Below are 26,149 nucleotides of genomic sequence, written 5' to 3' on the forward strand. Positions count from 1 at the left end.
ATGGCTCCAACTGACGGCCCGGAGCGGCGCGCGGCCGTGCTCGGGCACCCGATCGGGCACTCCCGGTCCCCGGCGCTGCACCGCGCCGCGTACCGGGCACTGGGGGAGCGGATCGGCTACAAGGCGGTCGATCTGACCGAGCAGACGCTGCCCGCCTTCATGGCGCGGGTCCGGCAGGAGGCCGGGTGGTGCGGGCTCTCGGTGACCATGCCGCTGAAGACGGCGATGATCCCCGAGCTGGACGAGCTCACCGGCTGGGCAGCCCGGCTGAAGGTGGTCAACACGGTGACCTTCGCCCAAGACGGCGGCGCCCGGCGGCTCACCGGGCACAACACGGACGTCGCCGGAATCGTGAACGCGCTGCGCCACGCCGGGGTGCGCCCGCAGCCGCGCGCCGGCATCCTCGGCGGCGGCGGCACTGCCGTAGCGGCCGTCGCTGCCCTGTCCGAGCTCGGGGCCCCGGCCGCGGACATCTTCGTCCGGGATCCGTCCCGCGCCGCGGCGGCCGTCGATGCCGCGGCCGCCGTCGGCCTCGCGGTGCGCCTGCTGCCGTTCGAGGACGCGGCAGAGGCCCTGCCGGCGCTCGACGTCGTGGTGTCCACCCTTCCGCCGCGCGGTGCCGACAGCCTGGCCGAGGAGCTGGCCGCCGTCCTCGCCGCAAAGGGATCCACCGCGCTCGACGGCGCCCGGCTGCTCGACGTTGCCTACGATCCGTGGCCCAGCCGCCTCGCGCAGGCCTGGCAGCAGAGCGGGGGCGGCATCGTGCCCGGGCTGGAAATGCTGATCTACCAGGCGGTGGAACAGGTGAAGCTTTTCACCGCCCGCCCGGAGCTGGCAGCGGCCGACATCATCGACCCGATGTGTGACGCGGTGGGAGCGCCCCGACGCGGCCGCTGAGCCCCCGACATGGCAGGATGGAGTTTATGTTGCGTTGGTTGACCGCCGGAGAATCACACGGGCCGGCCCTTGTCGGAATTCTTGAAGGCGTCCCCGCCGGCGTCGAGCTGACCAGCCAGCAGATCCGGGACGCGCTGGCACGGCGCCGGCTTGGCTATGGCCGCGGCGCGCGGATGAAGTTCGAGCAGGACGAGGTCACCATCCTCGGCGGTGTTCGGCACGGCCTCACCCAGGGCGGACCCGTGGCCATCCAGGTGGGCAACACCGAGTGGCCCAAGTGGGAGCAGATCATGTCAGCCGACCCGGTGGACCCGGAGCTGCTGGCCGACCAGGCCCGCAACGCGCCGCTGACCCGGCCGCGTCCGGGCCACGCGGACTTCACCGGCATGCAGAAGTACGGCTTCTCCGAGGCCCGGCCGGTGCTCGAGCGCGCCAGCGCCCGCGAGACGGCCACCAGGGTTGCACTGGGCACCGTCGCTGCGCAGTTCCTCAAGGGCCTGGGCATCGAGCTCGTCAGCCACACCGTCGCCATCGCGACCGTCGCCGTGCCCGAGGGCCGGCCGCTGCCGCACCCCGGCGACACGCTGGCGCTGGATCAGGACCCGCTGCGCTGCTTCGACCAGGACACCTCCGACGCGATGGTCGACGAGGTCGACGCCGCGCACAAGGAGGGCGAAACGCTCGGCGGCATCGTCGAGGTGCTCGCCTACGGTCTGCCGCCGGGACTGGGAAGCTACGTGCACTGGGACCGCCGTCTTGACTCGCGGCTCGCTGCTGCGCTGATGGGCATCCAGGCGATCAAGGGTGTGGAGGTCGGCGACGGCTTCCTGACGGCCCAGCGCCGCGGCTCGGCGGCCCACGACGAAATCGTCCGCGACGAATCGGGCCGTATCGCCCGCGCCAGCAACCGCGCCGGCGGCATCGAGGGCGGGATGAGCATCGGCGAGGTCCTGCGCGTCCGGGCAGCGATGAAGCCCATTGCGACCGTGCCCCGGGCACTGCAGACCATCGACGTCGCCACCGGCGCACCGGCGCGGGCGCACCACCAGCGCTCGGACGTCTGCGCGGTGCCGGCCGCCGGCGTTGTCGCCGAGGCCATGGTGGCGCTCGTGCTGGCCGAGGCTGTCACGGAGAAGTTCGGCGGGGACTCGCTGGCCGAAACCAGGCGGAACCTCGAAAGCTACCTCGCCAGCATCCCGGCGGCGCTGGATTCGGTCGGGCAGTGATGCCCGCAGCGCTGTCCCCGGACTTCCGGTCCGGGATTCCGCCGCGGCCGATCGTCCTCATCGGGCCGATGGCGGTGGGCAAGTCCGCCCTGGGCGAAGCCTTGGCCCGCGCGCTCGGCGTGGCATTCGTCGACACTGACCAGGTGGTGGTGGAGCGCCACGGGCCGATCCCGGAGCTGTTTGTCAGCCGCGGGGAACGCTTCTTCCGCGAGGAAGAGGCCCGCGCCGTCGCCCAGGTGCTGGAGACGCACCGCGGAGAGGAAATCGTCGTTTCGCTCGGCGGCGGGGCGGTGCTCGACTCGGGTACCCAGCAGCTGCTGCGCAGCTGCACGGTGGTCTTCCTCGAGGCGGACCTGGCCACCGTTTTCGAGCGGATCAACCGCAGCACCGGCCGGCCGCTGCTGGCCGGCAACGCGGCCGAACGGTGGCAGCACATGGCCGACATGCGCTGGCCCGTCTACCAGCGGCTCGCCGACGTCACCCTGGATGTGCGCGGCGGCGGGGTCGAGGACCTTGTCCGCCAGCTTCGCAGCGCACTCGACGGGCACGCCGAGGCATTGCGGGCCAAGGGTGCAGGCCCGCGGGACATGCAGCAAAACACATTGACGAAAGAACAGGCGTGAACACCTCAGCTACGGTCATCAAGGTCACCGGCACCACGCCGGCGGAAAACTACGACGTCGTCGTCGGCAACGGCCTGCTCGGTCAGCTTGCTCCGCAGCTGGGGGAGCGCGTCCGCCGGGTCCTCGTCGTCCATCCCCGGGCCCTGCGCCTGACCGGCGACCTCGTGCGCGAGGAACTGGCGGGCGCCGGGTTCACCGCGGTTACCGCTGAGATCCCCGATGCCGAGGAAGGCAAGCACATCCAGGTGGCGGCGTTCTGCTGGCAGGTGCTGGGCCAGAACGACTTCACCCGCTCCGACGCCATTGTGGCGGTAGGCGGCGGGGCCGTCACCGACCTCGCCGGCTTCGTCGCGGCCACCTGGCTGCGCGGCGTGAAGGTGATCCACATGCCTACGAGCCTGCTGGGCATGGTCGATGCCGCCGTGGGCGGCAAGACTGGCATCAACACGGCCGAGGGGAAGAACCTCGTGGGAGCATTCCACCCGCCGGCCGCGGTGCTGGTGGACCTGGACACCCTGCAGACCCTGCCCCGTAACGAACTGGTCTCCGGCATGGCCGAGGTGGTCAAATGCGGCTTCATCGCTGACCCGGCCATCCTTGCGCTGATCGAGGACCGGCCCGAGGCCGTGCTCGACGCCGGCTCCGCGGAGCTGCGCGAGCTGATCGAGCGCTCCATCGCGGTCAAGGCCGACGTCGTCTCGAAGGACCTGAAGGAATCAGGGCCGCGGGAGTACCTCAACTACGGGCACACCCTCGGCCACGCCATCGAACTCGTCGAGCGCTATTCCTGGCGGCACGGCGCGGCGGTGTCCGTGGGGCTCGTGTTCGCTGCCGAACTCGCCCGCAGCGTCGGCCGCCTGGACGATGCGGTTGCGGACCGGCACCGCACGATCCTCGAGGGCCTTGGCCTGCCCGTCACGTACCGGCGGGACCGCTGGCAGGGCCTGCTCGACGGTATGCGCCGGGACAAGAAGGCGCGCGGGGACCTCTTGCGCTTCGTCGTCCTGGACGGCCTGGCCAAGCCCGGAATGCTCGACGTTCCGGACACCTCGCTGCTGTTCGCCGCCTACCAGGAGATCGCCAGCTAAGCGGTGCCTTCGGGCGGCCAACAGCCTCCCGCACGGTGCCGGACGGCAGCCCGTGCCGAAACACGGTAGAATGGACTCTGGATTTTTGACAATTGCGTCGGTGCGCTGCCAGAGCGTGCCCTGCGCAGCTATAGCCGGCCAGCAGAAAGAGGCATCGTGGCAACCACAAACGACATCAAGAACGGCACAGTTCTGAACCTGGAAGGTCAGCTCTGGAACGTCATCGAATTCCAGCACGTCAAGCCCGGCAAGGGCGGCGCCTTCGTCCGCACCAAGCTCCGCAACGTGATGTCCGGCAAGGTCGTTGACAAGACCTTCAACGCGGGCCTGAAGATTGAGACCGCGACCGTGGACCGCCGGGACTACCAGTACCTGTACCAGGACGGCGCGGACTTCGTGTTCATGGACAACCAGGACTACGACCAGATCACCGTTCCCGGCGAGACCGTCGGCGACGCCGTGAACTTCATGCTGGAGAACCAGAACGTCAACATTGCCCTGCACGAGGGCGCCCCGCTCTACATCGAGCTGCCGCCGTCCGTCGTGCTGGAGATCACCTACACCGAGCCGGGACTGCAGGGCGACCGCTCCACCGGCGGCACCAAGCCCGCCACGGTGCAGACCGGCTACGAAATCCAGGTTCCGCTGTTCCTGGAAACCGGCACCAAGGTCAAGGTCGACACCCGCACGGGCGACTACCTGGGCCGCGTCAACGACTAGTGAGCGCCCGCGGTAAGGCCCGTCGCCGGGCCCTGGATATTCTCTTTGAAGCGGAGCAGCGCGCTGTTTCCCCCCTCGAGGCGCTCAAGCGCCGGCGGGAGTCCACGGACCAGATCATCGGCGAGTACACGATGGACATCGTCGAAGGCGTGGGTGAGAAGCAGCTGGCCATTGACGAGTTCCTCCAGACCTACTCGCAGGGCTGGCCGCTGGAACGCATGCCCGCCGTCGACCGCATCATCCTGCGGATCGGTGCCTGGGAACTGCTCTACAACGATGACGTCCCCGACGGCGTCGCGGTGAGCGAAGCGGTGGAGCTGGCCAAGATGCTCTCCACCGATGAGTCGCCGACATTCATCAACGGCCTGCTCGGCAGGCTGCAGCAGCTCAAGCCGACGCTCCTCGCCTAAAGGCCCGTCACCCGTACAGCACAAAGGCCGCACCCCGCACGGGGTGCGGCCTTTGTGCTGTACGGGGTTGGCTGCAGGGTCGCCGTCACCGGGCTGCTTGGCCCGGCGTCCGGCCGCCGTCGAGCCGGGCGAACAGCTGTTGCCGCGCCTCGGCGATGTCCTGCAGCAGCCTCTGCTCTTCGAGCCGGTTGCGCGGCACGTCCTTGCCGACCACGATCCGCTGCCGGGCGAACGCGAGCCGCGTCGCGGCGACGGCGAACCGCCTCATGATCCGGTCCGCGTCGAAGCCGCGCGCCCACCTGATCGCCAGTCGGCGCCCCTGGCCGGTGGCCAGCATGCCCACCTCCTGCGCGGTGAGCCAGCCGGAAGGCACATAGTCGCCCAGACGCTGGAACGTCAGCCGGGACTCGGCGCGGCGCATCAGGACGATGGCCAGCACGGCCAGCAGGAACAGCGGCAGTTGGAGCACGATGTACACGGCCAAAAAGGACTGGCTGATCAGGGTGCTCGAGTTCCACAGCGCGTGCAGCGCCACCGCCGGGATCAGACCGGCGGCCCAGGCCAGCAGCGCCGCGGGCGTGTTGCCGTAGCGCGCCGCCAGGCCGAGGATGGCGCCCATCGTGCCGGTGAACATCACGTGCGCGAACGGGGAAAGCAGCCCCCGCAGGATAAAGACCTGGACCAGCGTCCGGCCCACGGTGCCGCTGTCCGAGACGGCCGAGTAGAAGTAAATGATATTTTCCGTGAACGCGAACCCGGCCGCGACGGTGCCCGCGTAAACGATCCCGTCCACCGGTCCGTTGAACGTGGGGCGGCGGAGGAAGAACAGCAGCAGCACGCCGATGCCCTTGGCGGTTTCCTCGACCAGCGGGGCCTGCAGCACCGCGCTGACCACCGTGGGGTCGGCCGAGGCGACCGAAGCTATGACCATCCGGGTGACCACGCCGCCGACCAGCAGCGACACCGCAACCGACGCCCCCGCGCCCCACAGGAAGGCGCCGAGCAGCGCGAGCCTCGGCTCCGGCTCCCAGCGGTCGATCCAGTGCAGCACCAGCAGGCAGATCGCCAGCGGAACCAGGGCGAGCAGTGCGCAGAGAATGAACACCTGCGGCCCCATCCGCGCCGCGAAATACAGCAGCACGCCCACCACCACCACGGACACACCGCCAAGGAAGGCCGTGTTCAGCACCGCCCGGGCCGCGGGCCGGGGCTTCACCGGCCCCGGCCACGGCTCCTGCACCGGGCGCGTCGCGAGCGGGGTCGGCTGGGTCGCCGGCCCGGTGTTGAACAGACCCTCAGAGGCGCCCGGCGGCTGGGCCTGCCAGTGGTTCTCCGGGCGCCCGTCCTGCGGGCCGTGCGTCGTCATGCCTTCACCTTAGGTCCCGTGGTCCGGCGGCCCAAGGTGTTGCCGCGGCGCGGCAGGAGAGCACCGGCAGTGGTCTTTCTCACGCCCGGCACCGGACGCCGGCACAGGGGAAGAACCGGCCGCTGTGGTAATTTGAGGAAGCAATGATCCTTTTAATTCCGTCCTGTGAGGCGGGGAAAGGGGAAGCGGGACGATGAGCACATCCTCAACCGGTCCGACGTCGCGCGTGGTACTCACCGCGGCGGATATCGACCGGGCTCTGACTCGTATAGCCCACGAAATTCTTGAGGCGAACAAGGGTCCGCAGGACCTGGTGCTGCTCGGCATTCCGCGCCGCGGCTACCCGCTCGCCCAGCGGCTCGCACGCAAACTGGCGGCGACCGACCCCGGCATCGACCCCGAGCGGATCGTCGGCCTGCTCGACGTGACAATGTTCCGGGACGATCTCTCCCGCCAGCCCACCCGCGCTCCCGGGCCCACCCAGCTGCCGTCCACCGGCATCGACAACAAAGTCGTGGTCCTCGTCGACGACGTGCTGTACTCGGGACGCACCATCCGGGCCGCCCTCGACGCGATCGTGGACCTGGGCAGGCCGCGTGTTGTCCGGCTGGCCGTCCTGGTGGACCGCGGGCACCGCGAGCTGCCGATCCGCGCGGACCACGTGGGCAAGAACCTTCCCACGGCGTCCGCCGAGAAGGTCCGCGTCCGGCTGGAGGAAACCGACGGTCCGGCGAACGACGTCGTCATTGAGGCGGGCGAATGAGGCACCTTCTCTCCACCGAGGACCTGGGCCGCGGTGATGCCGTGCGGATCCTCGACACCGCCGAAGAAATGTCCGCCGTGGGGGACCGCGAGGTCAAGAAACTCCCTGCCCTGCGCGGCCGCACCGTCGTCAACCTGTTCTTCGAGGACTCCACACGCACCCGCATCTCCTTCGAGGCTGCGGCCAAGCGGCTCTCCGCCGATGTGATCAACTTCGCCGCCAAGGGCTCCTCCGTGTCGAAGGGCGAGTCGCTCAAGGACACCGCGCAGACGCTGGAAGCGATGAGCGCCGATGCGGTCGTCATCCGGCACTGGGCTTCCGGGGCGCCGCAGCGGCTCGCGAATTCGGGCTGGATCGACGCGGCCGTGGTCAACGCCGGCGACGGCACCCACGAACACCCCACCCAGGCGCTGCTCGACGCCTTCACGATGCGCCGGCACTGGTCCCGGCTCAACCGCAACGCTTCCACCGGGGCCGACCTGACCGGCCTGCGCGTCGCGATCGCCGGGGACGTGCTGCACTCGCGGGTGGCCCGCTCCAACGTCTGGCTGCTGCGCACGCTCGGCGCCTCCGTGACCCTGGTGGCCCCGCCGACACTGCTGCCGGTCGGCGTCGAGCACTGGCCCTGCGAGGTCAGCTACGACCTCGACAGCACGCTGGCCAAGGGCGTGGACGCCATGATGATGCTCAGGGTCCAGGCCGAGCGGATGAATGCCTCCTTCTTCCCCTCGGCGCGGGAGTACGCCCGGCGCTGGGGCTTCGACGACCGCAGGCTGGCCTCGCTGGACAGCCTCGGCCTGAAGGACACCATCATCATGCACCCCGGCCCGATGAACCGCGGCCTGGAAATTTCCTCCGCCGCCGCCGACTCGCCGCGCTCCACGGTGCTGGCGCAGGTGCGCAACGGCGTCTCCGTCCGGATGGCGGCGCTGTACCTGCTGCTCTCCGGCGACACACGCGAGGAACGGAACGAACTGACGAAAGTGAGCAGCTCATGAGCAGCGCGAACCCCGCCGGACAGACCCCGAACGCGGACCGGTACCTGCTGCGCGGCGCCGCGGTGCTCGGGGGAGAGCGCACCGACCTGCTGATCGGCGACGGCGTGATCCTCGAGACCGGCACCGGCCTCTCCGACGCCCGCGCGGCCGTGCTGGACGCGGACGGGCTCGTCGTGCTGCCGGGCATGGTCGACGTGCACACGCACCTGCGCGAACCGGGCCGGGAAGACGCCGAAACGGTGGAGACCGGCACCCGCGCCGCGGCACTGGGCGGCTACACAGCGGTGCACGCGATGGCGAACAGTTCCCCGGTGGCCGACACCGCCGGCGTGGTCGAGCAGGTCTACAGCCTCGGCCGCGCCGCCGGCTGGGTGGACGTGCGCCCGGTCGGCGCCGTCACCGTCGGCCTGGCGGGCGAACAACTGGCCGAGCTCGGCGCGATGGCCGATTCCCGCGCCCGGGTGCGGATGTTCTCCGACGACGGCATGTGCGTGCATGATCCTGTGCTGATGCGCCGGGCACTGGAATATGTGAAGGCGTTCGACGGCGTCATCGCCCAGCACGCGCAGGAACCCCGGCTCACCGCCGGCGCCCAGATGAACGAGGGCAAGGTCTCCGCGGTCCTGGGCCTGACGGGCTGGCCGGCCGTCGCCGAGGAAGCCATCATCGCCCGCGACGTGCTGCTGGCCCAGCATGTGGATTCCCGCCTGCATGTCTGCCACGTCTCCACCGCCGGCTCCGTGGACATCATCCGCTGGGCCAAGGCGCGCGGCATCAAGGTCACGGCCGAGGTCACACCCCACCACCTGTGGCTGACCGAGGACCTGGTGCGCAGCTACGACCCGGTGTACAAGGTCAACCCGCCGCTGCGCTCCGACGAGGACGTGACGGCGCTGCGCGAGGCGGTTGCCGACGGCACCATCGACGTGATCGGCACCGACCATGCCCCGCACCCCTCCGAGGCGAAGGAATGCGAGTGGGCCCAGGCCGCAATGGGCATGACGGGCCTGGAGACCGCGCTGTCCGTGGTCCAGCACACCCTGGTGGAAACCGGAATGATCTCCTGGGCGGACTTTGCCCGCATCACCTCGGCCACGCCGGCGCGGATCGGCCAGCTGCAGGACCAGGGCCGGCTGGTTGCCGCCGGGGAACCGGCGAACCTGGTGCTCGTCGACCCTGCGGCCCGCTGGACGGTCGACCCGGCGGCGATGGCGACCAAGGGCCGCAACAGCCCCTTCGCCGGACGCGAGCTGCCCGGCGCGGTGAAGGCGACGTTCTTCCGCGGCCACGCCACGGTGCTCGACGGCGCGCTGAACACGCCGTACGACTTCGCCGGGGAACTCTAGGAGGGCGGCGGTGGAGAAACTCCTGCCAACCCTGTTCGCCGTCCTGCTGGTGCTGGTGGTCTTCGGCCTGCTGGCGCGCGGGTGGCGCAGCCGGCTCAAACGCCAGGGCAGCGTGCGGCTGCCGACCGTCCCGGAGGCCCTGACCGAACCGGTGCTGAGCGCCGAAGGCCAGTACGTGGTGACGACGACTGCCGGGGACTGGCTGGACCGCATCGCGGCCGGCGGCCTCGGCATCCGGTCCAACGCCGTCGCCAGCGTTCACCGCGAGGGGCTGCTGTTCAGCCGCTCAGGCGCCGAGGACCTGTTCATCCCCGCCGGGGACCTGGACAGCGTGCGGCTTGAGCGCGGCATGGCCGGTAAATTCGTTGAGAAGGACGGCCTTCTCGTGGTGCGGTGGCGGCTGGGGGAGCGGGAGCTGGACACCGGTTTCCGCACCCGCGCAGCGGCCGACAAACCCGCGCTCGCCAAGGCCCTTGAAACAATCCTGCCCGCTGCCCCGGGCGCAACTGAGCAGAGTGGAAAGAACCAATGACTGTGACAGACGAAACCAACCCCTCGACGTCGGCTGCCGTGCTGATCCTTGAGGACGGCCGCACCTTCCGCGGCCGCAGCTACGGGGCCACCGGAACTGCTCTGGGCGAGGCCGTGTTCGCCACCGGGATGACCGGCTACCAGGAGACGATCACCGACCCGTCCTACGACCGGCAGCTGGTGGTTCAGACGGCGCCGCACATCGGCAACACCGGCGTTAACGACGAGGACGCCGAGTCCCGCAGGATCTGGGTGGCAGGTTACATCGTCCGCGACGCGGCCCGCCGGCCATCCAACTGGCGCTCGCAGCGCAGCCTCGACGAGGAACTGGTGGCCCAGGGTGTTGTCGGCATCCAGGGCGTGGACACCCGGGCGATCACGCGGCACCTGCGCGAGCACAAGACCATGAAGGCCGGCATCTTCTCCGGCGGCGCCGCCGCCCGGCCCGAGCAGGAGCTGCTCGCCGAGGTGCGGGCTGCGGCACCGATGGAGGGCGCGCGCCTGGCCGAGGAGGTCAGCGTGGACAAGGCCTATGTCGTTGAGCCGAACGACCATGGCTGGGAGGGTGAGCCGAAGTTCACCATCGCGGCGCTGGACCTGGGCATCAAGGCCATGACGCCGCACCGCTTCGCCGAACGCGGCGTCCGGGTGCACGTCCTGCCGGCCACCGCCACCCTGGAGGATGTGCTCGCCGTCAAGCCCGACGGCGTCTTCATGTCCAACGGCCCCGGCGACCCGGCCACCGCTGACGCCCAGGTAGGGCTGCTGCGCGAGGTGCTCGACGCGAGGCTGCCGTTCTTCGGCATCTGCTTCGGCAACCAGATCCTCGGCCGCGCCCTGGGCTTCGGCACGTATAAGCTGCGCTACGGCCACCGCGGCATCAACCAGCCGGTGATGGACCGCCGCACCGGCAAAGTGGAGATCACCAGCCAGAACCACGGTTTCGCCGTAGACGCCCCCAAGGACGGCGCCGTCCAGGCACCCGAGGCCCGCTTCGGACGGGTTGAGGTCAGCCACACCAGCCTCAACGACGACGTCGTCGAGGGCCTGGCCTGCCTCGACATCCCCGCGTTCTCCGTCCAGTACCACCCCGAAGCCGCCGCCGGCCCGCACGACTCGGCCTACCTCTTCGACCGGTTCATCGACCTGATGGCCGCGACGAAGGAACGACCGGGCAGCACCGACGCCGCCGATGTCTCCAAAGCCACGATCGACGCCAAGGAAGAAAACTAATGCCCAAGAGAGAAGACCTTAAGAGCGTCCTCGTTATCGGCTCCGGCCCGATCGTCATCGGCCAAGCCGCGGAATTCGACTATTCCGGCACCCAGGCGCTTCGCGTGCTCAAGGAGGAGGGCCTGCGCGTCATCCTCGTCAACTCGAACCCGGCCACGATCATGACCGACCCCGAGTTTGCCGACGCCACCTACGTCGAGCCGATCACCCCCGAGGTGGTCGAGAAGATCATCGCCAAGGAGCGCCCCGACGCGGTCCTGCCCACCCTGGGCGGCCAGACGGCGCTGAACACCGCCATCGCGCTGGACAAGAATGGCGTGCTGGAGAAGTACAACGTCGAACTGATCGGCGCGAACATTGACGCCATCGAACTCGGCGAGAACCGCGAGAAGTTCAAGGGCGTCGTCGAGCGCTGCGGTGCCGAATCGGCCCGCTCCATCATCGTGCACTCCCTGGACGAGGCCTTCAGCGCCGCTGGCGAACTGGGCTACCCGCTGGTCGTGCGGCCTTCCTTCACCATGGGCGGGCTGGGGTCCGGACTGGCCTACAACGAGGAGGACCTGCGCCGCATCGCCGGCGCCGGCATCCAGTACAGCCCCACCAGCGAGGTCCTGCTCGAGGAGTCCATCCTCGGGTGGAAGGAATACGAGCTGGAAATGATGCGCGACAAGAACGATAACGTCGTGGTTGTCTGCTCCATCGAGAACTTCGACCCGGTCGGCGTGCACACCGGTGACTCGATCACGGTGGCCCCGGCGCTGACGCTGACCGACCGCGAATTCCAGAAGCTGCGCGACGTCGCCATCGCCGTGATCCGCGAAGTCGGAGTCGACACCGGCGGCTGCAACATCCAGTTCGCCGTCGAGCCCTCCACCGGCCGCGTCGTCGTCATCGAGATGAACCCGCGCGTGTCCCGCTCCTCGGCCCTGGCCTCGAAGGCGACCGGGTTCGCGATCGCCAAGATCGCCACGAAGCTCTCGCTCGGCTACACGCTGGACGAGATCCCGAACGACATCACCCAGCAGACCCCGGCATCCTTCGAGCCGACGCTGGACTACGTCGTGGTGAAGGTGCCGCGGTTCGCGTTCGAGAAGTTCCCGGCCGCGGACCCGACGCTGACCACCACCATGAAGTCCGTGGGCGAAGCAATGGCCATGGGCCGGAACTTCACCGAGGCGCTGCAGAAGGCACTGCGTTCCCTGGAACAGAAGGGCGCCCAGCTGGACTTCAGCCCGGTGCCGGAGTGGGAGGTCGCAGACCTGGTCGAGGCGGCGAAGCGGCCCACGACCGAACGCCTGAGCCAGGTGCAGCGGGCGCTGCTCGGCGGAGCCTCCGTCGAGGACCTGCACGCGGCCACCGGCATCGACCCGTGGTTCCTGGACCAGCTGCAGCTGCTCAACGAGATCGCCGGGGAGATCCGGTCGGCCTCGGCGCTGACCCAGGACATGCTCCGCACCGCGAAGCGGCACGGCTTCTCCGACGAGCAGATCGGCGCCCTCACGCACAACCCGGAGGCCGTGGTACGCGGTGTCCGGCAGGCGCTGGGCATCCGGCCGGTGTACAAGACAGTGGACACCTGCGCCGCCGAATTCGCCGCCTACACGCCCTACCACTACTCCTCCTACGACGAGGAGGACGAGGTCGGCCTGCACGCCAAGCCGTCCGTGATCATCCTCGGCTCCGGCCCGAACCGGATCGGCCAGGGCATCGAATTCGACTACTCCTGCGTGCATGCCTCGATGGCCCTGCGCAAGGCCGGCTACGAGACCGTAATGGTCAACTGCAACCCGGAAACCGTCTCGACCGACTACGACATCTCCACCCGGCTCTACTTCGAACCGCTGACCCTCGAGGACGTGCTCGAGGTCATCGGGGCCGAGGAGCGAACCGGCGGCGTGATGGGCGTCTTCGTCCAGCTCGGCGGCCAGACCCCGCTGAAGCTGGCCCAGCAGCTGGCCGACGCCGGGGTGCCGATCCTGGGCACCTCGCCGGAGGCCATCGACCTGGCCGAGCACCGCGGCATGTTCAGCCGCGTGCTCGACGCCGCAGGGCTGGTGGCGCCGAAGAACGGCACCGCAGTGTCCTTCGAGGACGCCAAGACCATTGCCGACGAGATCGGGTACCCGGTGCTGGTGCGCCCGTCCTACGTGCTCGGCGGCCGCGGCATGGAGATCGTCTACGACGAGGCCAACCTCGCCCGCTACATCGCCAACGCCACGGAGATCACGCCGGAACACCCGGTGCTGATCGACAGGTTCCTCGAGGACGCCATCGAGATCGACGTCGACGCGCTCTATGACGGCAAGGATATGTACCTGGGCGGGATCATGGAGCACATCGAGGAAGCCGGTGTGCACTCCGGGGACTCCGCCTGCGTGCTGCCGCCGATCACGCTGGGCGCCAATGTCATCGACCGGGTGCGCAAGGCCACCCTGGCCATCGCCGAAGGCGTGGGCGTGCGCGGGCTGATAAACATCCAGTTCGCCCTGGCCTCAGACGTGCTGTACGTGCTCGAGGCCAACCCGCGCGCCTCCCGGACGGTCCCGTTCGTCTCGAAGGCCACCGGCGTGCAGATGGCCAAGGCGGCCGCACTGATCGGCACCGGCGTGACCATCCACCAGCTGCGCAGCGCCTACAAGATGCTCCCGGAAACGGGTGACGGCTCGACGCTGCCGCTGGACGCGCCGGTAGCGGTGAAGGAAGCGGTGCTGCCGTTCAGCAGGTTCCGCACCCCGGAGGGCACCGTCGTCGATTCGCTGCTCGGCCCGGAAATGCGCTCCACCGGCGAGGTCATGGGGATCGACAGGTTCTTCGACACGGCCTTCGCCAAGAGCCAGGCGGCAGCGAACAACGCACTGCCGACCTCCGGCAAGGTGTTCGTCTCGGTGGCCAACCGCGACAAGCGGTCGGTCATCATGGCAGTCAAGCGCCTCGCGGACCTCGGCTTCGACCTGCTCTCCACGGGCGGCACCGCCGACATGCTGCGCCGCAACGGTATCCAGGCAACGACGGTCCGTAAGGTCGGGGAGGGCACCAGCGCCGAGGGCGAGGGCACGATCACGGACCTGATCGTGGCCGGCGAAGTGGACATGGTCTTCAATACCCCCTCCGGCGGCGAGGCCCGCGGGGACGGGTACGAAATCCGCGCGGCGGCGACCTCCATCGGCATCCCGTGCATCACGACCGTGGCCGAGTTCAACGCTGCGGTGCAGGCAATCGAGGCGATGCGCTCCTACGAGTGGAGCGTGACGAGCCTGCAGGAACACGCCGCCGGGCTGAAGGCCTCCGCCGGTGCGTGAGGACGGCGGGGAGGGCAGGTTCCTGCCCATGGATGCCCGCCGAACCCGGGAACTTGCCCTCCCCGCCGACCCGGGCCGAACCCGGGAACCTGCCCTCCCCGCCGACCCGGGCCGAACCCGGGAACCTGCCCTCCCCGCCGACCGGGCGGCGTTCGGTGCCCGGCTCGAGGCGGCGATGCTCGCGCGGGGTCCGCTCTGCGTGGGGATCGACCCGCACCCCGGGCTGCTCGCGCAGTGGGGGCTCAATGACGGCGTCGACGGACTGGAGCGGTTCTCGCTCGCCGTCGTCGACGCCGTGGCGGACCTGGCCGCGGCACTCAAGCCGCAGGTCGCGCTGTACGAGCGGCACGGCTCGGCCGGGATGGCGGTGCTGGAAAAGACGCTCGCCGCGGCTGCGGCAGTGGGGGTGCTGACCATCGCGGACGCCAAACGCGGGGACATCGGTTCCACGATGGCCGCCTACGCGGACGCGTGGCTGCGGGACGGTTCGGCCCTGGCCGCCGATGCGGTGACCCTGAGCCCCTACCTGGGCTTCGAGTCGCTGCGGCCGGCACTGGACCTGGCGGCTGAAGCTGGCAGGGGAGTGTTCGTGCTGGCCCTGACCTCCAACCCGGAGGGCGCCTCGGTGCAGCACGTGGGCGGCGACGAGTCCGTGGCACGGCGGATCACCGAGGCGGCCGAGTCGGAAAACCGGCGCTACGGGACCGGTCTCGGCTCAGTCGGGCTGGTGGTCGGCGCGACCGTCGGCTCCGCGGTCCGGGACCTCGGGCTGGACCTGGCGGCGATGGGCGGCCCCGTGCTCGCCCCCGGGCTCGGCGCCCAGGGAGCGACGGCGGCGGACCTGAAAACAACGTTCGGGGACGCCTACCCGCAGGTGCTCGGCACCTCAAGCCGGGACATCCTCGCCGCGGGCCCGTCACGGGAGGGCCTGCGCGGCGCCGCCCGCCGGACGCTCGACGCGCTGAGCTGAGCGGGTGTACTGAGTTGCGCCAGCCCCTCTCCGCCGCGGCATACCTGGCATCCCTCGCCGGAAGCATCGCCCTGCTGCGGGATGCGGCCGGAAGAGCCGACGCCTTGGGCAACCCGGTGCCGGCGTGCCCGGGCTGGAACCTCGGCGCGCTGCTGGGCCACGTCGGGTCGATTGAGCGCTGGGTGGCCGGTGTGCTGGCGTCCGGCGCGCCGGCCCCCGAGCCCGAGCCACCGGCCGGAGCGGAGGCGGCCTGGTTCCTGGACGGCACCGATGTCTTCCTGGCCGCGATGGCCGACGTCGACCCGAACCGGGAATGCTGGAACTTCGGTCCGCGACCGCGGACTGCGGGGTTCTGGCTCCGCCGCCAGGCCCACGAGCACCTCATCCACGCGTGGGACGCCGCCGCGGCGGCCGGCGAGGAAGCGCCACCGGTTTCCCAGGACCTCGCCCTGGACGGCACGGACGAAGTCCTCACCATGTTCCTTCCCCGGCAGCTGCGGCTCGGCCAGCTGCAGCCGGTGGCCGCGGCAGTGCGGTTCGAAACCCCGGGCGGAGACGCCTGGACCGTGGGCGAGGGCCCTGTTCGCGCCGTCGTTTCCGCTCCGGCGCCGGAGCTTTACTTGGGCCTTTGGCACCGGAGCGACCTTGCCTCAAAGGGCCGTATCGAGGGGAACCAGGCGGCCGCGGCCGCGCTCCTGCGGGCGCCCGTCGTCCCCTGAACCGGCGCAGCGCACCGAGGCCCAAGCGGATTGATTTTGGCTGGCGATAGCGGATAGGTTCATCAAGAGTCCAAACCCCCGAGCGCATCCACGCGCCACAACTGCACGGGAGAACCACGTGAGCCTGCGACCGTTGAGCGCCGATGAACGTTCCGCCGCTCTGGAGAAAGCCGCCGCGGCCCGCACCGCCAGGGCGCAAGTGAAGAACAAGCTCAAGGACGGCAGCGTCACCGTGGCCGAAGTGCTCGAGGCGGGCAAGGACGAGGAAGCGATTGGACGCCTGAAGGTCAGCGAACTGCTTGAGGCCCTGCCCGGCGTCGGCAAGGTGCGGGCGACGGCAATCATGAGCGAAGTGGGCATCGCCCCCACCCGCCGCGTCCGCGGGCTCGGAGTGCACCAGCGCAAGGCCCTCGTCGACCACCTGGGCGTGCGCTGATGGCCGGCGGACCGGATGCCCGCAGCCTCGAAGGCGGCCTGACAGTCCTGGCCGGGCCCACCGCCGTCGGCAAAGGAACGGTGTCCACCTACATCCGGGACAACTACCCGGAGGTCTGGCTCTCGGTTTCCGCCACCACCCGGCCACCGCGGCCGGGGGAGCAGGACGGCGTGCACTACTTCTTCAAGAGCTCCGACGAGTTCGACCAGCTCATTGCGGAGGGCGAGTTCCTCGAATGGGCGGTCGTCCACGGGCACAACCGGTACGGCACGCTGCGCAGCACCGTGGCGAAAGCCGTCGCCGAGGGAAAGTCCGTGCTGCTGGAGATCGACCTGCAGGGAGCGCGGCAGGTCAAGGCGGCAGTTCCGGGGGCACGCTTCGTGTTCCTGGCACCTCCGACGTGGGACGAGCTGGTGCGCCGGCTGGTAGGCCGGGGGACCGAAACTGTGGAAGAACAGCAGCGGCGGCTGGAAACCGCTAAACTGGAACTTGCTGCCGAACCGGAGTTCGATCACACCATCATCAACGATGACGTGCGCCGGGCGGCTGACGAGCTAGTTTCGCTGATGGGTCTGACCCCGCACCCGCGCTGACCGCGCCGCGTGCAGCCCACTGATTTTTGGAGAATTTCGTGTCTACACCTCTCGAAGGCATCATCAACCCGCCGATCGACGACCTGCTCAAGGCCGCCGGTTCCAAGTACTCCTTGGTGATCTTCGGGGCGAAGCGCGCCCGCCAGATCAACGCCTACTACTCGCAGCTGCACGAGGGCCTGTTCGAGTACGTCGGTCCGCTCGTGGACACCAAGCTGAACGAGAAGCCGCTCTCCATCGCCTTCCGCGAGATCAACGAGGGCATGCTGGTTTCCACGCCGGTCGAAGCCGCCGAGTAACCCGGCCGCGGCAGGGGCACCGGACGAGTCGTGCGCATCATTCTGGGGGTAGGCGGCGGGATCGCTGCCTACAAGGCGGCGCTGCTGCTGCGTCTGTTCACCGAAGCGGGCCATGACGTCACGGTGGTCCCCACCGAGGCCGCGCTCCGGTTCGTCGGCGCCGCAACCTGGGAGGCGCTGTCCGGCCACTCCGTCAGCGCCACGGTGTTCGACGACCTCGACAAGGTCAACCACGTCCGGCTCGGACACGAGGCGGACCTGATCGTCGTTGCCCCCGCAACCGCCGACCTGCTGGCCCGCGCGGCCACCGGCCAAGCCGGGGACCTGCTGACGAACACGCTGCTGATGGCTCGAGGGCCGGTGCTGTTCGCCCCCGCCATGCACACCGAAATGTGGCAGCACCCGGCCACGGCCGCCAATGTCGCCCTCCTGCGCTCCCGCGGCGTCACCGTCCTGGAGCCCGCCAGCGGCCGCCTCACCGGCCCTGACTCCGGCCCCGGCCGGCTGCCCGAACCGGAGGACATCTTCGCGGCCGCCCAGGCGCTGACGGCCGCGGCGGAACCGGCGAAGCTGGCCTGGCGGACAGTGACAGTGACCGCGGGAGGAACCCGCGAACCGATCGACCCGGTCCGCTTCCTGGGCAACCGATCCTCCGGCAAGCAGGGCGTGGCGCTGGCGCGGGCGGCCCTCGATGCCGGCGCGCGCGTGCGGCTGGTCGCCGCGCACATGGACGTCCCCGCTCCGGCCGGCGTCGAACTCATCAGCGTCGGAACGGCACTGGAACTGCGTGAGGCGACGCTTGCTGCAGCCCGTGATTCCGACGCCGTCATCATGGCCGCCGCGGTCGCGGACTTCCGCCCCGCTGAACTTTCGGCCACGAAAATCAAGAAGCGCGACGACGCGGCGGACCCTGTCATCACCCTGGCCCGCAATCCGGACATCCTGCAGGAGCTCGTCGCAGCACGGAACGCGGAAGGCCGCCGGCAGGGAATCGTCGGCTTCGCAGCCGAAACGGGGGACGAGCGCGGCGACGTGCTCAGCTACGCCCGCGGCAAGCTTGAACGCAAGGGCTGTGACCTGCTGGTGGTCAACGAGGTCGGCCACGACAAGGGCTTTGGCACGGACCTGAACGACGTACTCATCCTTTCGCGCAGCGGCGACGAACCACAGGCGGTCCACGGCAGCAAGGCCGAGGTGGCGGCCGCCGTCGTCGCCCGTCTCGCCCGCGAGCTGGACGCCCTGTAGCCGGTCCGGACCTGCCCGTAGCACGGGGTCATGAGCGCATCAGGGCCCGCCCCGAAACAAGTAGAGTGGATGAGTGACGACACCAATGCACAGCACGGACCCCAAGGCACTGCGCCTGTTCACCTCCGAGTCGGTGACCGAAGGCCACCCGGACAAGATCTGCGACCAGATCAGCGACGCAATCCTTGACGGGCTGCTCGCCCAGGACCCGGAATCCCGCGTAGCTGTCGAAACCCTCGCCACCACGGGCCTGGTCCACGTGGCCGGCGAGGTGACCACCGACGCCTACGTGGAGATCCCGCAGATCGTCCGCGACACCATCCTGAACATTGGCTATGACTCGTCCGCCAACGGTTTCGACGGCGCGCGGTGCGGCGTATCGGTCTCGATCGGACAGCAGTCGGCGGAGATCGCCGACGGCGTATTCCATTCCCTCGAGGTCCGGCAGGGCATCCAGAAGGACGACTACGACCTGCAGGGTGCCGGCGACCAGGGCATCATGTTCGGCTACGCGAGCGACGAAACCGCCGTCTACATGCCGACCCCGATCTGGCTCGCCCACCGCCTCTCCGAAAAGCTGACCGAGGTGCGCAAGGACGGCTCGCTGGCCTACCTGCGCCCGGACGGGAAAACGCAGGTCACCGTCGGCTACGAGGGGGACCGGCCGGTGTCCGTGGACACGGTCGTGATTTCCAGCCAGCACGAGCAGTCCGTGGAACTGGAGCAGCTTCGCCAGGACCTGGTCACGTACGTGGTGAACCCGGTGCTGGCCCAGTCCGACCTGGACATCTCCACCACCAAGCACATCCTCAACCCCGGCGGTGCCTTCATCATCGGGGGACCGGTCGGCGACGCGGGCCTGACCGGGCGCAAGATCATCGTCGACACCTACGGGGGCATGGCCCGGCACGGCGGAGGCGCCTTCAGCGGCAAGGACCCGTCGAAGGTTGACCGTTCGGCGGCCTACGCGATGCGCTGGGTTGCCAAGAACGTGGTCGCCGCCGGCTTGGCGCGGCGCGCGGAGATCCAGGTCGCCTATGCCATCGGGCAGGCCCACCCGGTCGGCACGTACGTGGAGACCTTCGGCACCGAGACGGTGGACCCGGAGCGGATCAGCGCGGCGATCGGCGAGATCTTCGACCTGCGGCCCCTGGGCATCATCAATGCCCTGGACCTGAAGCGGCCGATCTACACCAAGACCGCGGCGCATGGGCATTTCGGACGCGAGGACGCCGACTTCACCTGGGAGCGCCTGGACCGGGTCGACGCGCTGAAGTCCTACTTCAACGCCTAGAGCGTTGAGCGGCACGCCCGGCCCTGCGACGCAGCCCACGCTGCTGCACGGGTTTTCCTCCGGCCCCGTGGCCGCCGCGGGCACCGTCCTTGCCGGACGGCTGCCCGTGGCGCGGGTGCAGATCGAATCCGCGCTGCCGCACCTGGACCGGCCGTTCGACTACGCCGTTCCGGCAGAGCTGGACGAAGCCGCGCAGCCGGGCGTGCGGGTCAAGGTCCGGTTCTCCGGGCAGGAGCTCAACGGCTACCTGCTCGAACGCGCCGACCATGCGGACACTTCCGCGAAGCTCAGTCCGCTGCTGAAGGTGGTGGGCGCACCCGCCGTGCTCACCCCGCAGATCCGGGCACTGGCCGAGGCGGTTGCGGCCCGCTACGCCGGCACCCTCAGTGACGTCCTCCGGGTCGCCGTGCCGCCGCGCGCTGCACGGGTCGACAAGGAATTCACTGCCGGCGACCTCGGCCCGGCATCCTCGGAGTCCCCGGCGCCCTCGGAGTCCCCGGCGCCGGAACCGGTAAGCACCGAAACGCTTTTTCCCGGTTACCGCAATGCCGCCAGTTTCCTCGGGCACCTTCGCGACGGAGGCTCGCCGCGCGCGGTGCTGACGGCCCTGAAGGGGTACGGCGACTCAGGCTGGCCGCGGCAGCTCGCCGCGGCGGTGGCCGCAGTGCACGCCTCCGGCCGTGGCGCCGTCGTCGTCGTGCCGGACTACCGCGACCTCGAGCGGATGGAAGCGGCGCTGGGGGAGGTGCTCCCGGCCGGCAGTTTCGTCCGGCTGACGGCCGACGACGGCCCGACCCCCCGCTACCGCAACTTCCTGAAACTGCTCACCGGGGCGGCGGCCGTGGCCGTGGGCACCCGGTCAGCCGCCTTCGCCCCGGTGAAGAACCCCGGGCTCCTGGTCTGCTGGGACGACGGCGACGACCTGCATCTGGAGCAGCGCTCCCCGTACCAGCACAGCCGCGAGGTGCTGCTGCTGCGCGCCGAGCAGGAGAAGACCGGCCTGTTGCTCGCCGCGCATACCCGCAGCACGGAAGCCCAGCGGCTGGTGGAGTCTGGATGGGCCGGTCCGATCGAGCCGGACCGCTCCGCTGTCCGCGCGCTGGCGCCGCGGGTGGTGGCCAGCACCGACAGCTACGAGACCGCGCGGGATCCTCTGGCACGCACAGCCCGGCTGCCTCATGTCGCCTGGCAGAGCGCCAAGAAAGCCCTGGAAAAGGGTCCGGTGCTCGTCCAAGTGGCCCGGGCCGGGTACGCGCCGTCGCTCGCCTGCCAGGTCTGCCGCGAGCCCGCGCGCTGCCGGCACTGCGAGGGGCCGCTGGCGCTGACCACGGGCGGCAGCGGCGGCACGCCGACCTGCCGGTGGTGCGCGAAGCCGGAGCGGAACTGGGCCTGCCGCACCTGCGGATCGACCGCCCTGCGCCGGACCAGCATTGGGGCGACCCGCACGGCCGAGGAACTGGGCCGTGCCTTTCCCGGGGTCACGGTTGTCTCCTCGTCGGGGGACCAGGTCAGGGCCACGGTCCCGGACCGCCCTGCCCTGGTGGTGGCCACCGTCGGCGCGGAGCCTGTCGCCGAGAAAGGCTACGCGGCGGCACTCCTGCTGGACGGGGACGTGCTGCTGCGGCGCGAAGCGCTGCGCGCCGGCGAAGAGACCTTCCGTCGCTGGCTCAACGCCGGCGCCCTGGTGACCCCCGCGCGCGAGGGAGGCACAGTGGTGGTGACAGCCTCCGACGACGGCGTGGTCGGGCCGCTGGTGCGGTGGGACCCCGCCGCGTATGCCGCGTCCGAGCTATCGCTCCGGGCGCACCTTGGCCTGCCACCGGCGGTCCGGGTCGCAGCGCTGACCGGGGAGCACGACGCCGTGGAGGCGCTGCTGCACGCGGCAGGGCTGCCGCCGCAGGTCCGCGTGGTCGGCCCGGTGCCGGTGGCCGAGTCGGCCTCCGCGCACGGCCACGGCGCCGAGGCTCCGGAACACCGGGCACTGCTCTTCATCCCGTATGCGGCAGCCGCGGCGGTATCGGCGTCACTGCGGGCCGCGAAGGCAACCGCCGCAGCAAAACGCGCCGGCAGCCCGGTGAACATCCGGTTCGACGGGCCCGGTTTGCTGTAGGGCCGGGTTTGTCCTGGTGCCTGCCTGCTTCAACTGCGGCGCGCGGTGCGCAGGGCCACGGCTTCCCGGGCAACCTCCACCAGCTGTGCGGCCGAGGTGTCCCAGTTGTAGTCGGCTGCACGCAGCACGCTGGCGCGGGAACGCTCCTGCCAATGCCCCTCCGCCTCCAGTTCCCGCACGGCTGCGGCAAACGCGGCCGGCGACTGCGCATCCACGTAGACCGCCGCATCGGCGCCCACCTCGCGGAATATCGGCGTATCGCTGACGATGACCGGCGTGCCCAGCGCCATCGATTCGACCAGCGGCAGACCATAGCCTTCCGCCCGCGAGAGCGTGACGAGCGCAGTGCAGCGCAGCAGGAGCTCGTCGTATTCCTCGTCCGTCACGCCGTTGTGGAACACCACCTGCGCGCCGTCCGGGACCAGCGCCTCCAGCTCGGCGCGGCGCTCCGGGGTCACGCGGCTGAGCAGGTGCAGCGTGTAGTCGGGCAGTTCCTTCAGGCCCCGGATCATTGTCTCGACATTCTTGTACGGCATGAACGAGCCCATGTAGACGAGGGACTTCTCCGGCGCGAGCGACGGGTCGCGCGGCTGCCTGGCCGCCTGAGGGGCGTTGCCGACGATCCGGATCGGCCTGCGCGTCAGCCGGTAACGGCGCATCAGGGACTCGGTGGTGCGGCTGATCGTTGCGACGACGTCGGCCCGGTTCAGCAGGACCCGCTGCGGCCAGTACGCCTTGTGGTAGAGGCGCCAGAGCACGCGCACCGGCAGCGGCAGGAAGCCGGGCGGCGCCGGGTGTTCGTAGTAAATGAGGTCGTGCAGGGTCAGCACCAGCGCGTAGCGGCGGCCCCAGCTGCCCATCGTCTGCATCGGGCAGACCACGACGTCGACGCCGAGCTTGTTCACCTGGCGCGCGACGAACAGCTCGCGTGGAGACAACGGGCTGCCGATCTTCACCCATGGCACGTCGGGCAGCAGTGCGAGCTGGGGTTCGTCGGAGATCAGCATGACGACGTCGGCAATCCGGGACACGGCCGCGATCAGGCTGGAGCCGTACCGGCTGATGCCATCGTGGTGGTCGGTGCGGGTGAACCGTGCATCGATGGCAATCTTCACGCCGGGTGCCTCTCCAGGAAACTCGTGATGGACCGCGCGGCCTCGGCCGGCGTCTCGTAGTGAATCAGGTGCCCCACGCCGCCGATGACGCTCAGCTCGGCGTCCGGCAGCAGCTCCAGCAACTGGCGCTGCGTGGGCAGCGGGGCGATGTCGTCCTCGGCGCCGGCGACGAGGAGCACAGGCAGCGCGAGCCGGGGCGCAACCTCGCGGACGGTTCCCCCGATGGAGGCCCGGAAGGATTCCAGCAGCATGTCCCGGTTGGCGAAGGCACTGAAGTAGGCGGCGTGCTGGGCGTGGATGAACCGGCGGAGCTGCTTGTCGCGCGTCTTCGCCATCGTGATGCTCATCAGCCGCACGATCAGCCGGCTGCGCAGCAGGGCCAGGCCGGCCGGTTCGGGGAGCCGGGCTGCGGCCACGTAGTAGCCCAGGGCGAGCTTGGAGAGCACCCCTTTGGGCCCCTCGAGGGCGGGGGAAGCGATCGGGTTGACGAGGATCAGCGGGTTGACCCGCCCCGTACGGGACGCGACGAAATGGCTGGCCACGATCGAGCCGAAGGAATGGCCGAGCAGCACGGTATCCGGCCCCAGCTCCAAGGCGTCGAGGAAAGCCTCGAGGAAGGATGCGTACCCGGGCACATCGTGACGGATGCCGGCCAAGGCACCCGAGACACCGAAGCCCGGAAGGTCCGGCATGATGATGTGCTGGTCCGGCAGTTCCTCCACGACCCGCAGCAGCCCGTGGTGGTCGCCGCGGAATCCGTGCACGGCGACGATCGTCCGGCTGCCTTGCGTGCGGGCCGCCGGCAGGTATTCCCAGTAGTGGATCTCGGCCCCGCCCCAGTGCAACGTGCGGTGCCGGGTGCGCTCCTGCAGTTCCGCCGCCACCTCAGTTGACCTTGTCCGGGTGCGATCCGCTGCGCTGGTTGCGGTCCAATGCGTCGATCCGCTCCATCGCCGTCCCGTCGAGCGTGAAGTCGAAGATCCCGATGTTCTCCCTGATCCGGGCGGCCGAACTGGCCTTCGGAATCACCACGTTGCCGGTCTGCACGTGCCAGCGCAGGACCACCTGCGCCACCGAGCGGCCGGCTTCTGCCGCAATGCGCTCCAGCTCCGGATCGGCCAGCACCTGGCCCCGTCCGAGCGGACTCCAGGCTTCGGTGCGGATGCCGAGCTGGTCGTGGAGTTCGCGCAGCCGGTGCTGTTGCAGCCACGGGTGCAGTTCGATCTGGTTCACGGCCGGCACGACGTCCGTCGCATCCAGCAGGGTGCGCAGATGGTCCGGCTGGAAATTCGAGACGCCGATCGCCCGCACCCGTCCCTCGCGGTAGAGCTTCTCCAGCGCCTTGTAGGTGTCCACGAACAAACCGCGCTGCGGGCACGGCCAGTGGATGAGATACAGGTCCACGTAGTCCAGGCCGAGTTCGGCCAGGGACGCGTCGAACGCGGCAAGCGTGCGGTCGTAGCCCTGGTCGTCGTTCCAGACCTTGGTGGTGACGAAAATGTCCTCGCGCGCGGTTCCGCCATCCTCCTCGCAGAAGCGGCGCACCGCCTCCCCGACGCCTCGCTCGTTGCCGTACATGGCGGCGGTGTCGATGCTGCGGTAGCCGGCTTCGAGCGCCTGGGTCACCAGCCCGAAGGCGTCGCCCGGCGGGACCTTGTAGAGGCCGAATCCGAGCTGGTCCATGGCAATGCCGTTGTTGAGCCTGAGCGAGGGCACCGAATACATGCTTCGACTCTACCGAGGAATACCTGCCGCGCGGGTGCGGCGGCCGGTGTCGGGCGTGCGCTACTGCCCGTCGTCGGCCACCAGCCGGCGGGCCGTGCCTTCGTCGAGGATCAGGTCGGTGGCGAGGTTGGCGGCCAGCGCCCCGCGCAGCCCCTTGACCTTTGATGCGCCGGAGACGACGCAGATGCGCCGGCGCACCGTGCGCAGCAGGTCAAGGCTGGGGCCGGTGGTCCGGGCGTTCATCACAATCCCGTCGTCGGAACCGTCCGCACGGAAGAAGACGGTCGCGACGTCGCCGACGACGGCGTCCGCTGCCAGGGACTCCAGGTCCTCCTCGTCGAGGTAGCCGCCGGCGTACACATGGCTGGGCAGGTCGGCGTCGACGGTCCCGACACCGAAGATGGCGGTGGTCATCCGTTCCTGCAGGCCGAGGATGCGCTGGACGCTGCGTTCTGCCCACATGGCCGTGCGCGTCTCGGCGTGGTCGAAGAAGGCCGGGACGGGGAACTGTTCGACCCGGGCGCCGTAGGCGGAGCCGAAGCGGCGCATGATCTCGCTGGCGTAGGTGATGCCGGTGGTCTGCGTGTTGCCCGCCCCGTTCAGCTGCACGATGGTGCTGTCGTGCGTGATCTTGCGGGTGAGGTGGCGGCTGACCGCGCTCACGGTGGAACCCCAGGCGACCCCGACGATGGCGTTGGAGTCCACCAGCGGCCCGATCGTGCGCGCGGCCTGGATCGCTACCCTGTCCAGCACGTCCGTCTCGTGAAGGGTGTCGGGAACCGGGACAACGTGCACGTCGACCTGGTATTTCTCCCGCACCAGCCGCTCCAGCTCCGGTGCGCTTTCGAGCGGGCTCCGGATCTGGATCTGGACCAGGCCGGCGTCGCGCGCGGAGGAAATCAGCCGGGAGACGGTGGAGCGGGAGGTGCGCAGCTCCCGCGCAATGGCGTCCATCGTCAGGTCCTGCAGGTAATACATCTGCGCTGCACGCAGCGCCTCGGCGGTCCGGCCGACGTAGGACCCGGTGGGGGAAGGGGCGCCAGCCGGCGAACCGGCGGCGGGAGGTGTGGCTGGCATGAGTACCCTTACTCGCGTTGCACGTTTGTGCAGGTGGCTTGACTGTATTTTCCACCTTTCTCAAGA

General features: G+C 69.8%; 25 protein-coding genes. 20 read left to right on the forward strand and 5 right to left on the reverse strand.

From position 1 onward, the window contains the following. From KIH31_RS14055 to nusB, 6 genes are all read left to right on the forward strand, one after another. Positions 1-897: a shikimate dehydrogenase gene (locus tag KIH31_RS14055; protein ID WP_214427769.1), complete on the forward strand. Its 897-nt coding sequence runs from the start codon at positions 1-3 to the stop codon at positions 895-897. Positions 898-923: 26 nt separating this feature from the next. After that, the gene (aroC, locus tag KIH31_RS14060; protein ID WP_214427770.1) at positions 924-2,123 is read left to right on the forward strand and encodes a chorismate synthase; all 1,200 of its coding nucleotides are present in this window, start codon (positions 924-926) and stop codon (positions 2,121-2,123) included. Further along, positions 2,123-2,746 (forward strand): shikimate kinase, encoded by a 624-nt coding sequence (locus KIH31_RS14065; RefSeq protein WP_214427908.1) that lies wholly within the window; start codon positions 2,123-2,125, stop codon positions 2,744-2,746. The genes aroC and KIH31_RS14065 overlap by 1 nt, the downstream gene beginning before the upstream one ends. Then, on the forward strand, positions 2,743-3,834 hold the full coding sequence (gene aroB, locus KIH31_RS14070) for a 3-dehydroquinate synthase (RefSeq protein ID WP_214427771.1): 1,092 nt from the start codon (positions 2,743-2,745) through the stop codon (positions 3,832-3,834). Before KIH31_RS14065 ends, aroB begins: the two co-directional genes overlap by 4 nt. 156 nt (positions 3,835-3,990) lie before the next feature. Further along, the gene (efp, locus tag KIH31_RS14075; RefSeq protein WP_214427772.1) at positions 3,991-4,554 is read left to right on the forward strand and encodes an elongation factor P; all 564 of its coding nucleotides are present in this window, start codon (positions 3,991-3,993) and stop codon (positions 4,552-4,554) included. Beyond that, entirely contained in the window at positions 4,554-4,964 is a 411-nt protein-coding gene (gene nusB, locus KIH31_RS14080; RefSeq protein WP_214427773.1) for a transcription antitermination factor NusB, read from the forward strand. The genes efp and nusB overlap by 1 nt, the downstream gene beginning before the upstream one ends. Positions 4,965-5,049: 85 nt before the next feature. Here the strand turns inward: nusB and KIH31_RS14085 are convergent, their stop codons facing one another. Continuing rightward, on the reverse strand, positions 5,050-6,330 hold the full coding sequence (locus KIH31_RS14085) for a PrsW family intramembrane metalloprotease (RefSeq protein WP_214427774.1): 1,281 nt from the start codon (positions 6,328-6,330) through the stop codon (positions 5,050-5,052). 193 nt (positions 6,331-6,523) lie between these two features. Here KIH31_RS14085 and pyrR point away from each other — a divergent pair, with 193 nt between their 5' ends. The 14 genes from pyrR to KIH31_RS14155 all read left to right on the forward strand — a co-directional run bounded on the left by pyrR (position 6,524) and on the right by KIH31_RS14155 (position 22,166). Further along, complete coding sequence (gene pyrR / locus KIH31_RS14090) at positions 6,524-7,093, forward strand: bifunctional pyr operon transcriptional regulator/uracil phosphoribosyltransferase PyrR (RefSeq protein WP_214427775.1); 570 nt, start codon at positions 6,524-6,526, stop codon at positions 7,091-7,093. Next, positions 7,090-8,091, forward strand: a complete 1,002-nt coding sequence (locus KIH31_RS14095) for an aspartate carbamoyltransferase catalytic subunit (protein WP_214427776.1) — start codon at positions 7,090-7,092, stop codon at positions 8,089-8,091. Before pyrR ends, KIH31_RS14095 begins: the two co-directional genes overlap by 4 nt. Next, on the forward strand, positions 8,088-9,437 hold the full coding sequence (locus tag KIH31_RS14100; RefSeq protein WP_214427777.1) for a dihydroorotase: 1,350 nt from the start codon (positions 8,088-8,090) through the stop codon (positions 9,435-9,437). The genes KIH31_RS14095 and KIH31_RS14100 overlap by 4 nt, the downstream gene beginning before the upstream one ends. Positions 9,438-9,447: 10 nt before the next feature. Next, the gene (locus tag KIH31_RS14105; RefSeq protein WP_214427778.1) at positions 9,448-9,969 is read left to right on the forward strand and encodes a hypothetical protein; all 522 of its coding nucleotides are present in this window, start codon (positions 9,448-9,450) and stop codon (positions 9,967-9,969) included. Then, positions 9,966-11,201, forward strand: coding sequence for a glutamine-hydrolyzing carbamoyl-phosphate synthase small subunit (carA, locus tag KIH31_RS14110; RefSeq protein WP_214427779.1), 1,236 nt, complete (start codon positions 9,966-9,968; stop codon positions 11,199-11,201). The genes KIH31_RS14105 and carA overlap by 4 nt, the downstream gene beginning before the upstream one ends. Beyond that, on the forward strand, positions 11,201-14,500 hold the full coding sequence (gene carB, locus KIH31_RS14115) for a carbamoyl-phosphate synthase large subunit (RefSeq protein WP_214427780.1): 3,300 nt from the start codon (positions 11,201-11,203) through the stop codon (positions 14,498-14,500). Before carA ends, carB begins: the two co-directional genes overlap by 1 nt. Before the next feature lie 175 nt (positions 14,501-14,675). Then, positions 14,676-15,470 carry an orotidine-5'-phosphate decarboxylase gene (gene pyrF / locus KIH31_RS14120; RefSeq protein WP_250546042.1) on the forward strand — a complete coding sequence of 265 codons (795 nt, stop codon included), beginning with the start codon at positions 14,676-14,678 and terminating at the stop codon, positions 15,468-15,470. 14 nt (positions 15,471-15,484) lie between these two features. Continuing rightward, a complete protein-coding gene (locus KIH31_RS14125; RefSeq protein ID WP_214427781.1) occupies positions 15,485-16,189 on the forward strand; it encodes a maleylpyruvate isomerase family mycothiol-dependent enzyme in 705 nt (234 codons plus the stop codon). A gap of 118 nt (positions 16,190-16,307) precedes the next feature. Further along, positions 16,308-16,625 carry an integration host factor, actinobacterial type gene (gene mihF / locus KIH31_RS14130; protein ID WP_214427782.1) on the forward strand — a complete coding sequence of 106 codons (318 nt, stop codon included), beginning with the start codon at positions 16,308-16,310 and terminating at the stop codon, positions 16,623-16,625. After that, positions 16,625-17,218, forward strand: a complete 594-nt coding sequence (gene gmk, locus KIH31_RS14135) for a guanylate kinase (protein WP_214427783.1) — start codon at positions 16,625-16,627, stop codon at positions 17,216-17,218. Before mihF ends, gmk begins: the two co-directional genes overlap by 1 nt. Before the next feature lie 38 nt (positions 17,219-17,256). Next, entirely contained in the window at positions 17,257-17,517 is a 261-nt protein-coding gene (gene rpoZ, locus KIH31_RS14140) for a DNA-directed RNA polymerase subunit omega (RefSeq protein WP_214427784.1), read from the forward strand. Between the two features lie 30 nt (positions 17,518-17,547). After that, on the forward strand, positions 17,548-18,762 hold the full coding sequence (gene coaBC / locus KIH31_RS14145) for a bifunctional phosphopantothenoylcysteine decarboxylase/phosphopantothenate--cysteine ligase CoaBC (RefSeq protein WP_214427785.1): 1,215 nt from the start codon (positions 17,548-17,550) through the stop codon (positions 18,760-18,762). An 85-nt stretch (positions 18,763-18,847) separates the two neighbouring features. Continuing rightward, entirely contained in the window at positions 18,848-20,056 is a 1,209-nt protein-coding gene (metK, locus tag KIH31_RS14150; RefSeq protein ID WP_214427910.1) for a methionine adenosyltransferase, read from the forward strand. Between the two features lie 4 nt (positions 20,057-20,060). Continuing rightward, positions 20,061-22,166, forward strand: coding sequence for a primosomal protein N' (locus KIH31_RS14155; protein WP_214427786.1), 2,106 nt, complete (start codon positions 20,061-20,063; stop codon positions 22,164-22,166). Between the two features lie 29 nt (positions 22,167-22,195). Here the strand turns inward: KIH31_RS14155 and KIH31_RS14160 are convergent, their stop codons facing one another. The 4 genes from KIH31_RS14160 to KIH31_RS14175 are packed head-to-tail and all read right to left on the reverse strand — an operon-like array spanning position 22,196 to position 25,984. Next, positions 22,196-23,281, reverse strand: a complete 1,086-nt coding sequence (locus tag KIH31_RS14160; protein ID WP_214427787.1) for a glycosyltransferase family 1 protein — start codon at positions 23,279-23,281, stop codon at positions 22,196-22,198. After that, positions 23,278-24,165 (reverse strand): alpha/beta fold hydrolase, encoded by an 888-nt coding sequence (locus KIH31_RS14165; RefSeq protein WP_214427788.1) that lies wholly within the window; start codon positions 24,163-24,165, stop codon positions 23,278-23,280. The genes KIH31_RS14160 and KIH31_RS14165 overlap by 4 nt, the downstream gene beginning before the upstream one ends. 1 nt (position 24,166) lies before the next feature. After that, positions 24,167-25,006, reverse strand: coding sequence for an aldo/keto reductase (locus KIH31_RS14170; RefSeq protein WP_214427789.1), 840 nt, complete (start codon positions 25,004-25,006; stop codon positions 24,167-24,169). 60 nt (positions 25,007-25,066) lie between these two features. Next, on the reverse strand, positions 25,067-25,984 hold the full coding sequence (locus tag KIH31_RS14175; RefSeq protein ID WP_214427911.1) for a sugar-binding transcriptional regulator: 918 nt from the start codon (positions 25,982-25,984) through the stop codon (positions 25,067-25,069). Between the last annotated feature and the right edge of the window lie 165 nt (positions 25,985-26,149).

It is taken from the genome of Paenarthrobacter sp. DKR-5 (assembly GCF_018531425.1).
Taxonomy (GTDB): domain Bacteria; phylum Actinomycetota; class Actinomycetes; order Actinomycetales; family Micrococcaceae; genus DKR-5.